Genomic DNA, 16,582 nt, shown 5'->3' with positions numbered 1-16,582 from the left:
GCATTGCTCAATGTTGTCGAAAAATATTAATGATTCATGTTAGCAGAAAAGAAAGCCAAATTTGTTAGATTGTTCCAGGAATTTATCAACTCTTATCCCAACACACCTGCGGGGATACGTCATACAACCGCCTACAACGAACAGCGTCAGCAAGGAAAAAGGAATTTTGAGGCGATATCTTCCGAGTCTCAGTCAGTTGAAGACCTCACAGAAGCCGTTTTGCTACAACTACTTCCTTACTCAAAAAGTGCGAATAATCTTCAAAGAGGCGCCTGGATACATCACGCACCAGCTATCAAAAAAGATCTCAAAGAATGGTTTGAGGGAGCGAAGTGGACAAAGCCAGAAGACTGGCAAAAAGTATCATCACCGATTTTAAATTTTATTCGTTACTGCTATCAATATCCAACTCAATTATCGGCAGCTTGTCAAGCCTTTTCTGAAAATCCTTATTCAAAAGGTTTCCAGACGGGAATGCTTACCCCTATTCTGAACGCACTTCGCCCGGATGATTTTCTATTAATTAATAATAAATCGCGGCAAGTTATCAATTATTTCGCCAATACATCTTACAGCACAAAATTAACGGATTATCCAGCCCTAAATCTCGCTGGACACCAATTGATTAAAGAATTGACTCCAGAACTCCATCAACCCGGTAGACCTGCCCTGAGAAATGATGACTTGTTTGATATGTTTTCTCATTGGTTAGTTGGCGTGAAAAAATATGATTTTTCCGAACGAGAATTATCCCCAGAAAATGAACAAATTGAAACCGATTTTGAGATTGAACCAATGAATTTACAACCGGAATATACTTTAACTCAATGCGCCGAAGATACGGGAATAGAAGCAGAAACGTTAACGTTTTGGTTGCAAGCACTAGAACGCAAACAACAGATAATTTTCTCGGGGCCACCCGGCACGGGTAAAACTTATATTGCTAAGAAATTAGCCAAATATTTAGTTAGTGGTGGGAACGGTTTTATAGATGTTGTTCAGTTTCATCCTGCTTATGCTTACGAAGACTTTGTACAAGGTATCCGCCCTCAAAAAAACGGGGAACAATTAGATTATCCGCTCGTGAATGGAAGATTTCTTAATTTTTGTCAACAGGCTCGGAATTGTGAGGATATTTGTGTTTTAATTATTGATGAAATAAACCGGGGAAATGTAGCCCGTATTTTTGGAGAATTGATGTATTTATTAGAATACCGCAATGAAGAAATTTATTTAACTTCGGGTGAACAATTCGGCATTTCAGAGAATGTACGAATTATCGGTACAATGAATACAGCAGACCGCTCTATTGCCTTGGTAGACCATGCCCTCCGGCGTCGCTTTGCTTTCATTTCTCTATCCCCAAATTACGAAGTTTTGCGGCGTTATCATCGGGGAATTGACTTTTCAGTTGAGGGATTAATTAAAACGTTAAAACAAGTCAATCAGCAGATTGGAAATTCTCATTATGAAATCGGGATTAGCTTTTTTTTGCAGCCCGATATAACCCAAGAAATCGAGAGTATTTGGAAGCTGGAAATCGAGCCGTATTTGGAGGAGTATTTCTTTGACCAAGCCAGTACAGTTAATCAATTTCGTTGGGAGCAAGTCAAGCAACAGGTGGGACTATGAGTGCAACATCTCCCCAAATTATTGAATTGGTTGAATATGGTTCCTTGCTGTTGGCGCGAGAGGAAATTTCGGAATGGGTCGGGTTAGAATTCGCAGTTTAACCTTTTCTTTAGTGGGAAATTTGGAGCAAGCGGGTGATAGATTTTTAGCGGATTTGCTAGGGATTAGCTTTCAAGAATAAAATGGGGAATAGAAGCCATGCGACCTTTATCTTGAGGTCAGACATATAATCCATAATGACTGCTTTGTCATTACAGAAAATCTCTGGAGTTGGGAACACTCAACCGCTGAAAAAGATAGGTATCAACCGTAAATACCCCGCTCTGTCTTCGTATTTCTACTTGCTTTAAAACAAAATTTTTTTAGATCCAAAGTTCAAACAAAAAGCAATATTAACATTTTCAAGAGCTTCGACTAACCAAAAAACTTTATCTTTAGAAAAGGTCGCATAATGATTGAATAAAAATGAAAAACGCTTTTCTAAATCTCTTTTGACTTTACGACAAATTAAAACTAACTTGAGTAAAGTCCCGGTGACTGAGGTTGCTCCCAAATTATTGAGTAAATCGACAAAGACAAAGTGATTGGGTTGTTGTAAACTCTCAACCACCATAAAGTTAAATAATTTACGACACGTTCCCGCGAGTAAAGAATCATTGACTTTTTGGCTGTCGTTGTGATTTAAAGTGTCTTGTAAGACTTGATATAAACGTTTATTAAAACGATTTTTACCATATTTAGGATCAATAGACGTGCTGAGATATTCGTAGAGTTCTTCTTTAAAAGTTCGGTAGGAACGAGTTCTTCGACTTTGTTGAACGAACTGTTTCGCCAACTCAGGATAGGTATGATGACCATCGACTTTACTGGTAAAGTGATTAACAGCAGAGTAATATTTTTTGTCTGAGAGTAGAGTGGGGTTTTTTGTCGGTAATAGAATGAGTCCTTGTTCTTGGCTGTGGGTACGGTTGGTAACATACTGATGTAAATCATGTTCAAACCGTAATTGATTGCGATTTCGCATCATGCGAATTTCTTGGCGCTGGTCGTCACTGCTGTCGTCGGTGAGAAAAAAATGTTCGTATAAATAGGGATATCGAATAATCAGTGAATCTAAGCTTTTCGTTTCACTAGACTCAGTATTTTTACAATCTTTAAAGGCTTTAGCGAGACGACGTAAAGCGTGATATTGTTCCGATTGAATAAAGTGTTTAACGAGCGATCGCAGACGTTTAGCAGTCCAACAAGGGGGGAGTCCAGTCGGTAAAACTTCAAAGAGTTGTACTAATTCATAAATTGCCCATTGCGACTTACGACGTTTCAACCAACAGTTAATCAAAATATAGCAACAACGGTTAAGAATATGGAAAAATTCTTGCTGAGAAAAATCCCCGTCAACAATCTGACTTAATATCGCCCAAACCTCTGGATCTTGATATTCGACTTCACCTAAAAATAAATGGCGAAAACGCTGAATCAACTGTTGAGGTGACTCCGTTTTGGCGCAATTTTGTAGATGAGTATAAAGTTTATGCTCATCCAAAGACTTATAGGAGTTGAACCCGATAGAGTTAATCACAGTTAGCCCTCTCACACTCATAGAAAAAAATTTTAGTTGACTTAACAAATATTAAAAAGTGTACCCAGAATTTAAAAATGAAGATTGCAAATTTTGATTCTTCACGACTATAGTTTTCGGTTAATCTAACCGTTTATTTAACGATGCGTCCCAAGTTGATGATGAAATAAGCGTTAACTGAAATCATTTTTTATCCCTCACCTCAGTCAATTTGTCATTTTCTGGGGGAGTATGCAAAAGGAGATCCAGATTTATTTAGGCTCAATCCAAGCGGCAGATGTGAATGAAGTATATATTTATCTATACGAGTATAGTTTAATAGAAAACTCAATCATTCATCGTAAAGCTTTCATCAAAATACTCCCTCTAATTGTAAAGATTTGGTAAAGGGAGTTGGAAAGATGGGACAATTTAGAGTAAAGCAGCAAAAGCAATATTTTGAGTTGAACTAATCGCTACTGTTAAGATTGATTGCGCCTAAGGCTTTCAGGGTTGATTTTTGAGCCGTGGTAATTCCGGTCACTCCGGTAATATTCATGCCGTGATAAGGCTTGTCTGTCCTGAGAACTTGCAAACATTCGCCTGTTTTGATATCCCAAATCCGAATGGCTTGATCATAGCTACCACTCGCTAAAGTCTGGGTTTGAGAATTGAGATCAATCGACCAAACCGGACTATCCTGATCTGCAAACATCCTAACACATTCTCCAGTCTTGACATCCCACAATCGCACTTCACCCTCATTACTCCCACCGACCCAAAGTTGTCCCTCATCCCAAAACATCAACGCTTGAAGATGTTCACTTTCAACTAACCGACTGTTTTGGCATTTTCCCGTGCAGACATCCCACACCTTGACTGTGCAATCATGGCTTCCACTGGCTAAACTTTGGCCATCAGGACTAAAAGCCAACAGATCAATTCTCTGAAAGTGTCCTTCTAAAGTCTGGAGACATTTCCCCGTCTGGATGTCCCACAATTTGAGGCTGTGATCATGACTTCCACTGGCTAAAATTTGCCCATCGGGACTAAAAGCCACAACTCCCACCCAACGGCTATGTCCAGTTAAAGTGTGTAGACATTCCCCCGTTTGGACATCCCAAACTCGCACCGTTTGATCATCACTCGCACTGGCTAACAGTTTCCCATCGCCACTAAAAACCACCGTCTCAATGCGATCGCTATGACCATGTAGTGTTTTTAAAGCTTCTCCAGTATCGGTATCCCACAACTTCACGGTACTGTCATAACTTCCACTCGCTAGCATCCGACCATTCGGACTAAAGCAAACAGACCACACCCAGTCAGAATGTCCGCTAAACCGCTTGATACATCGACCTGCGTGAATATCCCACAATCGAACTCGGTGATCATCACTCCCTGTGGCGAGGGTTTTCCCATCGGGACTCAGAACAAATGACCACACTTGATGTTTATGTCCTCGCAGGGTTCTTAACCGTTGACCTGTGGCGATATCCCAGAGTTGAACCATCTGTTCTTGACTTCCGGTGGCGAGAATTTGATCATCTTGACTAAATGCAACAGAACACACTTGACTTTCAAATCCTTTCAAGGTTTTTAAACAACTCCCGGTTTTCGTCTGCCAAACTTTCACGGTTTGATCATCACTACTACTGGCTAAAAGTTGACCATCTCGACTAAATGCAACGGCCCAAACCGAATCAAGATGACCTTCTAAACTTTGGAAACATTGACCAGATTCAATATCCCACAAACGCACCGTATTTTCATCGCAACTACTCGCGATCCAGGAAATTTTGGAAAGGTCAAACTCGGAGTTAACTAGAGTTAAATTCTGACAATTTCCATTTTTAAGTTGGGAATTTTCAGTCCCTTCTTTGATGAAAGCAACCGTCCAATTCCAAGTTGAGTTTCCGGTAAAAGTTCGTAAACATTCACCCGTCTGAATTGACCATAATCTCACAGTTTGATCATCGCTACTACTCGCCACTATGCTATTATCGGGACTAAAAATTACAGTTCTAATTCCTTCACGATGTCCAGTCAGCACTTGTAAACAGCCCCCTGAATTCACATCCCAAACCCTGACGGTTCGGTCATCACTTCCACTGGCAAGCATCTGACCATCAGAACTAAAATTCACACATTTAATGGTTTCTTGATGCCCACTCCAACGATCTAGACATTCACCTGTACTCACTTTCCAAATTCTCACCGTTTGATCATCACTTCCACTGGCGATTAAGTTCCCTTCTGGACTAAAAACAATCGATTTAACCCCTTTTGTTTTTCCTTGAAAGACGAGCAATTTTTGACCCTGTTCACTATTCCAAAGCAAAATTTTTCCATCCGCATCTCCAGTGGCTAAAGTATTCTGTGGCCCCAAAGCAACGGTGAGGGTATTTCCTAACGTTTCCGCAAAGATAGAACGAGATAAATCGGCACCTGAAAAGTCAACATTTTGTAAGTTGGCATCTTGCAGATAAGCTTGCCAAATCGCTAAATTTGAAAAGTCATAGTTGACTAAATCTAAGTGTAATTGATGACAGAGATTAATCAAATTTCCGCCCGCATATCCAGATTTTTCTTGAACTTCATTTCTAAGTTTTATTAATAAGCGATGAAATTTTTCTTGCAGTTCTTTAAATAGGGAATAACGTTCTAAAATGCGTTGAATAATGGGGTTGAGGATCACACGAGTTTGGCTTTCTCGAATGTAATCTTTAGCTTGAGATTTGATCAAAGCATATCGATTTAAAATATCTATATTTTCTGATTGAATTTCTCGAAAAATGTGTTCAATAAACTGTTCAATTATGTATTCCATGACTACAGGTTGTTGGGTAAACCCACGAGAACTTTTTTCAATCAGAGATCGCCGCTTGAGAGATTCTAACGATTCAATGGCTTCTGTCGGAGAAACAACCGAGAGTATATCTTTTCGGAGTTCGCTTAGAGAAATAGGTTCTCGATTAATCGCCAGCCAATACATGATTTCAAGTTCTAACTCTGATAAACGTCCGAGTTGTTGTTCAAGTAAATCTTGAATATCTCCAAAGATAGCCGTTCCTTGTTGAATTTGTTCGAGAAATTCGGCAACTTCTCCCCCAAAAAGATCATCAATTGTAGTGGTGACAATTTTAATCGCCAGAGGATTTCCGGCGTAGCGTTGAATTAACTGATCCCATTGTTGGGTTGAGGCTGAAACTCCTTTAGCTTGAATTAAAGCTTGACAGTCTTCGGTTGCTAATCCCATTAATTGGATGGAGTGAACATCGAGAGATTTTCCTTCTAATGCAGCGATTTCACGAGGCTTTTCTCGACTGGTTAAGAGTAAACAACTTTGATGACGGGTTTCTCCTAAGCGTTTAATCAGTTCACCATAACTTTCATAGCCTTCACAATAGCGTCCAACTCGATCTCCTTCTTGTAAGATTGACTCGGCATTATCTAAAATAATTAAGCAGCGAGATTGTCGCATTAAGTCAATCAGTTGCGAAATTTGGCGATGAACATCAGAGGATAAATTAATATATTGTTTATCGGATAAAAATTGAATAATTTCAGTTAAAATTTCGGATAATGGAGGAGCATTCCGAAGACTTCGCCAAATCACATATTCAAAGTCAGACTTGATTTTTTGAGTGAGTTGTACTGATAAAGAGGTTTTCCCGATTCCACCCATTCCTAAAATAGCGACAACCCGAAATCTCTGAGTCACTATCCATTGTTCGAGTTGGAATAGTTCTTGGGAACGACCATAAAAAAATGAAACATTGGTGGCTTCTCCCCAGTCCACCTGTAGAGATGATTTCTGAGGATCAAGATTCAGCGATGGAGGGTGAGAAGCGAAGGAAGTATGGAAAATCGGTTCAACAAGGTTGATCTGTCGTTCCAGAACAGTCCGAAAATTGGTTTTACTGACTTTTTCTCTAAATACATCAGAGAGTAGACGCCATAGTTTGGGGCCAACATCTTGCTTGAGATATTCGGGAGTACAGCGATAGGATAAGGCAATTTCGTGATATTTTTGACGATACCAAGTTCCCTGAACGACAGCCCGTTGAGCATCACTCAGGTGTTTACCCGTCTTTTCAAAAACGACAGTATCTGTTATCGTGAGTGCCTCTTCAAAGTTCATAACATCAGTAATGCGTTCAGCCCCATCTTTCAGTTTAATCTGAAATTATCCTTCTTTTTAAGCGAGCAACCTGATTAGACGGAGATTTGGGCTGAATCACGAAGGATTGATTCTATTTTAGAGGGATTGGAGGAGTTTAGACAAATTTAAACTGATTATTTAATATTATTCTTGATTTCCAATATAAAAGTAAGCCTCATCTAAACTCATTATTAATGATTAATTTTGATTATTTTGTAGGCTTTCTTTTTAGATAAAAAGAAGATTATTTAAAGCTTTTGATTTCATGTTAAATTTCTAACTTTGACCTCATGACCGCTGAGATTTAGCATTTTTTCACATTCATTCTATTTAACGTCAAGCAACGAAAGAGGCTGAAGACAAATCGACTGATTCATTGACTAATCCGTTATCTGGATCTGCACTATTAAATTTGGGTTTACTTTCTACAGAAGTTCCAAAACGTTCTAACCAGTCAAAAACCCGATCTAACTGTTCTAAGCTAATTAAGCCATATTGCCACAAAATCATCGGTAGTTGCCCGTAATCTTGTTCGGGATGACGCAAAGCCATCGCGATAGAAGCGGCAGGGATCGACAATTCAAAGCGTAAAAACTGAACTAATTGAGCTTGTTTGGTAGATAGCATTTTTATTTCCCCTTAAATCTCTAGCAGAGAAGATGTACATAACCGAATCGGAATTTTACGATCTTAAGTATTATTGATGCTTCCCGACTCTACCGTGACTAAAAACATCTTCTGCTTGTGATTCTACTCGCTTTTTTTGGTGATCTCCATCACACTTAAGTAGTAAATCTCTTTGACTAGCTTTATTTACTTTAACTATAATACTGAATTAACGATAAGTTGCGTATAATCACTGAATAACATCCTATCAAACAGGCTTTATTCAATCTTTATAATCTTTTAATTATTTATAAAGCTATTGTAAATCTATCCAATGAGAGATCATACTGTCCACGTGGAGACGACTGAGAGTTTTGTTTATCAACCTCCCCAAACCGCCATAGACGCAAAACGGATTTTGGTTAAGCCCAATTTAGGGTATCCCGTCGGCCCACCTGTAACCATTAGTGGAGGGGTTTTAGGTCGAGTGTTAAACACACTGAGGGAGTTCAACCCCACAGCAGAAATATTAGTGGTTGAAGGAGTTTGTTCACCCGTATCGCTGCATGAGATTATTGATCGTAATGGTTTGTCTGATTTGTTTACAGATGGAATTCAACTCTTAGATGCAGATCAACTCCCATTGATCGAGTACCCGAACCTTTCCCCTCAACCTGTACGCTTCCCCTCGATGTACGCCCCAGCGATTCTTCAAGAAGTAGACTGTCGCATCAGTATAGGCGCCCTCAAACGCACTCACCTCAAAGGAAAACCGTTAATTTCAGCTTCGCTTAAAAACCTTTATGGGTTGTTTCCTCGCAGTAAATATAAAGCCAGAAGTCCCAACTCACGGGGACAGTTGCATCGTCCCTCGGTACCATTAGTTTTACAGGATGTTTATTTTTGTATTGGACACTTATTTGATGGGGCGGTTGTTGATGGCGATCGCAAATTTATTAGCCCTGACTGGAAACCCGATAAAGGAAAATCAATTTATTGCGGAAAAGTCTTTTGGGGTGACGATTTAATTAGCGTTGATGCTGAGGCTTGTCGAATCGCAGAGGAACCGATTCCTAACTATATCCACTGTATTAATCAACTCAGGCAAAGTCAAATAAAAAGTTAAACAACTCGATTTTGACGAATACATTCAGCATACCAATTAAAGCTCATTTTTGGAATGCGGCGTTGGGTGGGATAATCAATATAAACTATACCAAACCTGCGATCATAACCCCACGCCCACTCAAAATTATCCATCAAACTCCAAACAAAATAGCCCTGTAAAGGATATCCTTCCGAAATCGCCCGAGAAGCGGAATTAAAATGTTGACGTAAATAGAAAATGCGATCGCTATCAATCACTTCTCCTTGTTGGTTTAATTCATCTTGGGCGGCGCATCCATTTTCTGTAATTAATATCGGTAAATTGGGCTGGTTTAACGTTTCGCTAATGTGGCGAATTCCCCAGTAAATCGATTCCGGGACAATATTTAACCAAGGCATATTCATCCGAGGATAACCTTTGGGTAAGCCTAAAAATTCAAACCCCAGTTTGTTATCTGCCGCCCGAACATAAGTCGCTGAATAAACATTAAATCCCAAAAAATCTAACGGTTGATGAATAATTTCTAAATCTCCCGGTTGAATATCCGGTGCATTTTCACCTAAAATTTCTAACAAAATTGGACTATAATTTCCCGTTAACGCTGGAAATAGAATTCCACCATTTTGTCCGCAAAGATGAAAGGCTTTTTTCGCCGCTAAAATCTGTTCAGGCGTTTCAATTATCGGAACTGTTACCGCCCAATTATCCACCAACGCCACCGAACACGTAACAGGAGAAGCCGCGCGAATAGCTTGCACCCCTAAACCGTGGGCGAGTAAGGCATGATGAGAAGTTTGCCAAATGTCTTTGAGGCGATTTACACGAGTTCCGGGCGCGTGAGGTGGATCGCTATTTACAGCATAACTAAGATGGGTAAAACAGGGGATTTCATTAATTGTAATCCAGTGAGTAATGCGATCACCTAACCGACTCACAACAATACTAACATAATCTGCAAAATCTTGGGCAATTTCTCGACTCTGCCAAGACCCATATAAGTCTTCTAAAGCTTGAGGACTATCCCAGTGAAATAAAGTCGCATGAGGGGTAATTCCGTGTTGGAGTAAGCAGTCTACGAGGCGTTTATAAAAGTCTATTCCCGCTTGATTGATCTGTCCTCGTCCAGTGGGAATAATTCGGGGCCAAGCAATACTAAAGCGATAATGTTTAACCCCCAATTTTGCCATGAGTTGAATATCAGTTTCATAGCGATGATAATGATCGCAAGCGACTTCTCCGGTATCTCCATTTAAAACTCGTCCCGGTGTCGCGCTAAAGGTATCCCAAACACTCGGTAAACGTCCATCTGTTAGGGCTGCACCTTCAATTTGATAGGATGCAGTCGCCGCGCCCCAGATAAAGTTTTCTGGAAATTGATCACTCATGGTTGACCTCTGGTAGAATTTTTCTCAAGTTTGTTCTGTTTCTAAGGTACAATACAGAAGCAGAAAATAAACTCGTTTAATTTTATAATTCGGTGAGGTTGATTATGTTTAAGAGAGTATCACTAATCAGAGGTTTAATTGGATTAGTTTTGGGACTAATTTTAGGTTTAGCAAGTTCTCCGGTTTTAGCGGCGAATTCTTTACCTCAACCCAATGATATGGGAGATTATAGCGGCAATTTGAATCATTTGTATTGGCAGGTTGTCGATCCCGATCCGGAAGGTTTAAACTGTCGGATGGGTCAATTTTCGATTAGGGAAGTTTGGAGTCTAGACAATTCGGGATATCCTGAAATTGCCAGTTGGCCTGTTGTAAACACCTTAGAAAAAGATGATATTTTTCAAGCCCAACGCACTTATGCAGGATTTGTGGTTACATTTGATGAAAATTTAGAACCCTGGATTTTTATTAAGAATAAGAGTGATGGTACACCTGCAAATTGTTTTGTCAGAGCGAATAATACTTTTGTGCAACCCATAGCGGAATCTGAGTTTAAACAAACTGTATCTGTAATGGACTTAGACACAGAAATTTTTAGTAATATTGACGATCTGTAGTCTTTTGACTGTTTGTAGAATCGAGGAATAAGACTGCATAATATTCACGATCAACTTCTATTCTGACCATAATTATATCATTAGCCATTGCGATCGCTATTTGTTTTGAACCATCCAGGAAGGTGTGAACTTATAGTATTTGCCGTATTTTCCCAGTTTTTGCTGGCTTCCGATTTCAGATTTTCTCCCCACTTTTGAGCCGCTTTTATCCCCGAATTAACCTGTTGTTCAACGACTTGACTGGTATTTTGACTAGCTGAAATGATCTGATTAAAAGCTATTTTCAGGGGTTCTGGAGTTGCTGCATCAACCGCTTGAGCCATTTGAGAAGTGTTTTCTCCCAACCAGCCAGACGTGATATTAAACATTTCGGTGGCTTTTTCCATTGTTACCCCATAGGCAACTTTAACTTGATCGGGTGTAGAACTATCTATTTTTTCCACAATAGCTTGACGTTGTTGAGCGCTGAGATTGTCCCAAACCTGTTTTCCAATAATCCCCACACCTGCGATCGCAATAACGGCTCCCCCCGTAGACACCGCAGACACAATAGCAGTTCCCGCCGCTATTCCACCCCCACCAGATGCTAACGTTCCTCCGCCTAACCAGGCTAAAGCCGCATTTGTCGCCGCAGCACCACTTAAAGAGCCAATTGCTGTACCAGTAGACGCAGCAACACCCAAGGTTGAAGCAACTGTAACCACTGTTCCTGCTGAGGTTCCCACTCCGATCATGACTCCTCCAACGATAGTCGGAGTAGCAAATTTAACCGTTCCCGACTGAGTAGAATAAGCCTTCCCCGTCACCATCAAAGTCGCCCAATGTTCACAGTTAAATTCTGTCGGATGATAGGAGCGAATATTTCCTTCTTGTATCGCTATTTTGAAGGATTTAATGTTATGTTTGATGGTGTCAAAATTAAATACTTCTCCTTTAACTTTGACTAAACTCCAGCCTTCTCCTTCAATGGGTTTCACTTCTAAAGTTGAATTGTTCACCCAACCCACAGTTCGATTTTCTGCGATGACAATTGCATAGTGTGCGATCGCACCCCTATTTTGTTTTACAATTTGTCCGAGTTGAAAGTTATTCATTGCTTTCCTTTTTCTAATTAAACTTTAATTTTTGTTATTCTAAAATCATATCTAGCTCATCTTGTAAAGCTTGCATTTCTGCCGAAGATGTTGCCGAAGATGCCGCCGAACTTCCTAACAAATCCCAAGGATTTTGACGAATATGTTGAACTCCGGCTTCCACTCCTTTGTAAGTTGCGTTAACAGTCGTTTGAGCAGTTGTTATGATAAATTTCTGCCATTCGGGGTCTATTTCCTGCCAAATTGCTTGCAAAATAGATACACTCAATAATGCCGTGCCAACCGGAGGGAAAAGAAGAACAACAGTTGTAATTAAACCCGATGTCAAGACACGTAAACCGACTTTATTAATCGCACCTTCTAGAGTAATTTTATCCTGTAAAACATCAATTAAAACCGGAAAAACCTCTGCACTGATTGTAAATCCCAATGCTGCAAATGGATTTCCTTTCATTAGTTTTTGTAATAATTTAATCGCAACTCCCCGCATTAAACCACTTTTTAAACCCTCAATGGTAACGGACAATATTTTATCAAGTTCTGAAGCGGCGAGTTCTTGTTCTCCCCGACAATAAGCCCCTAAAGTTTTAATTGATTGCAGTAAAATATTAATTGCTGCATTAATTGCCGCCCCTTCAACACCTGCACAACCTATTTCTCCAACCCATGCAGCCGTTTGCATGACTTCAGCCGCGAGATAGGGATTTTCAGCCACCCAAACAGCAAAATCTTGACTGACGGGAAAACTTTTAATTCCATCAACCTCGATAACAATTGTCGTGTTACTCACCCCTTCATTTTCTAAATTGGTAAGAATTTTACCTTGATAATGACCCGAGTTTGCTTGCTTTTCTACATATTTTTCGGTTCCTGCTTTGGCTTGAATTTGAGCAATTACTTCTCCAACTTTATCAATATAAATATCGGGGCTATATTTAGTGGTTCCATCAGCCGGAATTTGATAAGCCCGAGCTTCGGAATTTTGAAGTGCAGCATTAATATTAAAACCAATTGCTTGTAAATGTTCAAAGGCAAATCCAAACGCTTGGGGATTTTGGCTAATTTGACTATTTCCTTTATTGATTAAACCAGCACCAGGGGTAAGCAGAGTGGAAACCCCGTCTTGCACAGTTTGAGCCGCCGTAGAAATGTTTTGAGTCAGGCTAGGAAGAAGGCCATTGAGAATTGCATTAATTTGATCTTTCATAATCAGACAGAGGGGAACGAATTCTAATCTTAAGATTAGATTGAAAAAACTCAAATATCTACGGGAGAATTACTGAACTTTCAAAAGTTTTTAAAAGGAAAATTGAAACGTTCTCCGTATAAACACTGATTTCCTTGTCAAATCTTGCTATAGTAAGTAGCATAACTTTAAATGTTCTACTGCGTTAGCGTAACGTTAATATCTTTTCTGATGAATTGGAAAATTATATTAATCTTTTTAACGAAATGCCTTCATTTTTTGATCTTATTTTTTGTATTGTTTGGATGGATAATTCCCGGTCAACTTTGGAGAGTAATTCATCTCATCTTCGTTCCCGCCATGATTCTACAATGGCAATTTAATCAAGGAACGTGTTTATTAACGAATATTGAAAATAAGCTGCGGGGCGAAACCTCAGAAAAACAACAGCAGCAAGGTCAATTTATTAAAAGTTTATGGAGAAAGTGTTTTAATTCTTTACCTTCTGATCAAACCTTAAAAAAATGGGTTTATGGAATTATCATAATCTCTTGGTTACTGTCTGCAATCGATTTATTTTTATTCTCCGTTTAACTGAATCATTAGAATTGAGGATTAGTTTTGTTGTCGCATCAACAGCCGCCAATCTCGAATAATTGTATTTGTCCAGAGCCAATTTTGACTTAATAAATGAGGTTTAAATTCTTCAGGGGCTTCGCTCAAAACTTTATTACAGAATTTCATGGCTTTAGTCAAACGAATTGCTTGTTCTGGGGGCGGTAACTCAGCTGTAGATTTCATCAAAACTAACCCTAACCCTGCATAAGCTGTTAAAATTTGGGGTCTATTGGCATCATTGAGTTGAGCTAATTGTTGTTGAACAGCTTGTTCGTTAAATGTGGGTTCTTCTAAGTCTAAAACTTGCAACCAAGTTTGATACGCTTGATCAAGTTTTCCTTCAGAATAATAAGCAAATCCTAAAGCATTGCGGTACTCTAAATAATCAGGACGTTGTTGCACAGCCCTTTCCCAATAGCGTCGCACATCATCCATCATATAATCTGCACTACCTTGATTAATTGCTTGCCACATTAACCGACCCCAAAGAAAGTTAATTTCAGGCTTGTCGCCATCTCGAACAGAAACAGCAGCTAAAGCAGCTTTGGCTTCGGTAATTGCACCGCGATTGAGTAATTCTGTTGTGGCTTCCACTCCGGCTAAAAGATTTTCTTGATAAAACTGTTCGACTGCAATTCCCAATACATAATCGGTCTTGGCTGCACTCAAATCAAGGGGTTGTTCAGAGGGTAAGTTGGGGCGAATCGTGTTAGGTTTTGTCGGTTTAGATAAGCTAATTTCTGCCTCATATTTTCCGAACTGAAGAATACTATTGTAAAATAATCCTAAACTCATCGGAATAAACAGCAGCGCCAAGGGTAGCCAAGACTTAATCGTGCTGAGATTAAGCAGCTTTGCAGGCAGAACCTGAACGGTTGGATTTGTTTTGGATTGAGGCAGTGGAGAACGATTAGACCGAGTGATTTTCGCTTCAGAAATTGGGTCTTGTTTCTCAACGAACTTCTGATTGCTGTTTTCGCGACCCGGTGAAAAAGAAGATTGAGAACTTTTGAGTTGACGTAAAGCATCACCAATAAATTCGAGATCTTCATCTTCTTCGGCTAAATCATCGACAGACTCAATATCTTTGAGAAACGGATCGATTTCTGCTTTAGAAAAGGCAAATTCAAGGCTTTCAGTCGGCTTTTTTTCTGGTTCTTTTTCAACAACAGGAAGACTAGACTCTCCCCAATTATGAGTCGAAATCGGGGCAAACAGAGACGGAGATATCGCCTTAACAGTCTGAGGTTCAGCAGAATCGGCCGTCAAATAGCCATCAAACTTGCGATGGAGATATAAAATCGGCAAACCCCAATAGAGTTGGTGTGACCCATAGGCTGAAACTAATCCCTGTCGCGCCCGACTCAAACTAATATCAATCGGATGACCTTGATTAAGATTGCGGTAAAGTAAGCGAGTCAGTGTCAGTGCGACTTCATCGGGAATGCGTTCAGCCATCGCTAACACACCGGGAATTCCCCGTCTGACCAGGCTTTCGGCGAGGTTGAGTTGGGCGGTGTCTTCGTCAGAATGGGAACCGTGAGCATAGGCTCCTCGACAGGAGTTTAACACCGCCATTTGTACGCCATTATTGACGAGTAATCCGGCTAAATCATCACCACTGAGGGTTTCAGTTAATCCAGTCCGACTGCTGACGAGGTACAGTTCACCACCTGAGACGCCTAAGTTACTGTGTCCGGCGTAGTGGAAGACTTGATATTGACCTTGTTCGAGGGCTTGGGTGAGTTGATGACCGTCGGGTTGTTCGAGAATAGTCAGTTGAACTTCCGGGCGAGGTCGGCTACGCTCAGAACTACGTTGAGTATCGCGTTGCAGTTCTTCTTGCAGATGCAGAACTTCTCGTTTGAGTTGGAGGCTTTCTTGATCGTTGGGAGCGGAAATCGCAACTAAGATTTTGAGAGGTTGATTAGAAGCGAGGATATGGGAATAGTTTGGAGAAACAACACCCGGTTGATACCGTGAAAATCCGACATCAGGGCCAGTTCCCAGGGGGCGATCTCCGGCATATAAGACTTCCCAGGGTAAACTGGCTAAGTGCTTTCCCTTCACTCCTAAACGCAAGTGTAAAAACTCACGTCGATTTTGAGCAATGGCTTGGGCGCAAGTCCAACTTTCGCGCATTGTTCCTTGAAATAAGCCGTTGTAGAGTTGGCGTCCGAGTTCGACCAAACTCATTATGCTTGATTCTGGGGATAACGCAGAGTTGGAGGCGGTACTCACTCCTCGGGTGCGATATCGAGTTAGGGTTTGTCCCTGGAGAACCCCAAGTAAGGGGTCTTGCATTAATTGACGAGTGTAGCCCAGCCAGCTCTCTACTGGCCAGCTAACCTGTTCTTCTGCTAAAGGAACACCTGAGGCGACTTCTTCAGTTCGCACCAAGTATTCATTATTCCCAACGGGGGTAACAGAGATATGGAACTCCTGAGTCATCATGTCCAATCCGCTATTTGTTGTTAAGCTGAGGGAGGGGAAGCCAGATTTCGATGCCACGCCGTTGAGTTGACCGTTTTGATGAAAGGCAGAAGACTCTGATTGGCTCCCATATCAAGATTAGCGAATTTATCTAATTTATTCCCTAAATTGCCTCTACAC

The 16,582-nt window shown here is 40.4% G+C and carries 11 protein-coding genes; 4 read left to right on the top strand and 7 right to left on the bottom strand.

The window, feature by feature from the left end:
* The first annotated feature begins 36 nt into the window (after positions 1-36).
* The gene (locus L8106_RS19300) at positions 37-1,632 is read left to right on the top strand and encodes an McrB family protein (RefSeq protein WP_009786095.1); all 1,596 of its coding nucleotides are present in this window, start codon (positions 37-39) and stop codon (positions 1,630-1,632) included.
* 346 nt (positions 1,633-1,978) lie between these two features.
* Here the strand turns inward: L8106_RS19300 and L8106_RS19295 are convergent, their stop codons facing one another.
* The 3 genes from L8106_RS19295 to L8106_RS34560 all read right to left on the bottom strand — a co-directional run bounded on the left by L8106_RS19295 (position 1,979) and on the right by L8106_RS34560 (position 7,982).
* The gene (locus L8106_RS19295) at positions 1,979-3,211 is read right to left on the bottom strand and encodes a hypothetical protein (RefSeq protein ID WP_009786093.1); all 1,233 of its coding nucleotides are present in this window, start codon (positions 3,209-3,211) and stop codon (positions 1,979-1,981) included.
* Positions 3,212-3,659: 448 nt separating this feature from the next.
* Positions 3,660-7,334 (bottom strand): NB-ARC domain-containing protein, encoded by a 3,675-nt coding sequence (locus L8106_RS19290; protein WP_009786092.1) that lies wholly within the window; start codon positions 7,332-7,334, stop codon positions 3,660-3,662.
* A gap of 357 nt (positions 7,335-7,691) precedes the next feature.
* Entirely contained in the window at positions 7,692-7,982 is a 291-nt protein-coding gene (locus L8106_RS34560; protein WP_009786091.1) for a DUF2949 domain-containing protein, read from the bottom strand.
* Positions 7,983-8,295: 313 nt separating this feature from the next.
* Here L8106_RS34560 and L8106_RS19280 point away from each other — a divergent pair, with 313 nt between their 5' ends.
* Entirely contained in the window at positions 8,296-9,087 is a 792-nt protein-coding gene (locus L8106_RS19280; RefSeq protein ID WP_050779148.1) for a DUF362 domain-containing protein, read from the top strand.
* On the opposite strand, the gene L8106_RS19275 is transcribed toward L8106_RS19280, so the two are convergent.
* Positions 9,084-10,454, bottom strand: coding sequence for a GH1 family beta-glucosidase (locus tag L8106_RS19275; RefSeq protein WP_009786089.1), 1,371 nt, complete (start codon positions 10,452-10,454; stop codon positions 9,084-9,086). The genes L8106_RS19280 and L8106_RS19275 overlap by 4 nt on opposite strands.
* Positions 10,455-10,558: 104 nt before the next feature.
* Here L8106_RS19275 and L8106_RS19270 point away from each other — a divergent pair, with 104 nt between their 5' ends.
* Positions 10,559-11,071 carry a hypothetical protein gene (locus tag L8106_RS19270; protein WP_009786088.1) on the top strand — a complete coding sequence of 171 codons (513 nt, stop codon included), beginning with the start codon at positions 10,559-10,561 and terminating at the stop codon, positions 11,069-11,071.
* 80 nt (positions 11,072-11,151) lie between these two features.
* On the opposite strand, the gene L8106_RS32380 is transcribed toward L8106_RS19270, so the two are convergent.
* Positions 11,152-12,165 carry a hypothetical protein gene (locus L8106_RS32380; protein ID WP_009786087.1) on the bottom strand — a complete coding sequence of 338 codons (1,014 nt, stop codon included), beginning with the start codon at positions 12,163-12,165 and terminating at the stop codon, positions 11,152-11,154.
* 34 nt (positions 12,166-12,199) lie between these two features.
* A complete protein-coding gene (locus tag L8106_RS19260; protein WP_009786086.1) occupies positions 12,200-13,372 on the bottom strand; it encodes a hypothetical protein in 1,173 nt (390 codons plus the stop codon).
* A gap of 210 nt (positions 13,373-13,582) precedes the next feature.
* On the opposite strand from L8106_RS19260, the gene L8106_RS19255 reads away from it, so the two are divergent.
* Positions 13,583-13,945 (top strand): DUF2784 family protein, encoded by a 363-nt coding sequence (locus tag L8106_RS19255; protein ID WP_039896722.1) that lies wholly within the window; start codon positions 13,583-13,585, stop codon positions 13,943-13,945.
* Positions 13,946-13,966: 21 nt separating this feature from the next.
* Here the strand turns inward: L8106_RS19255 and L8106_RS19250 are convergent, their stop codons facing one another.
* A complete protein-coding gene (locus tag L8106_RS19250) occupies positions 13,967-16,423 on the bottom strand; it encodes a CHAT domain-containing protein (RefSeq protein ID WP_369749076.1) in 2,457 nt (818 codons plus the stop codon).
* Between the last annotated feature and the right edge of the window lie 159 nt (positions 16,424-16,582).

This window comes from Lyngbya sp. PCC 8106 (assembly GCF_000169095.1).
Lineage (GTDB): Bacteria > Cyanobacteriota > Cyanobacteriia > Cyanobacteriales > Microcoleaceae > Capilliphycus.
Note: the sequence above shows the minus strand (reverse complement) of the source record. Positions and strands in the feature narration are given on the sequence as shown.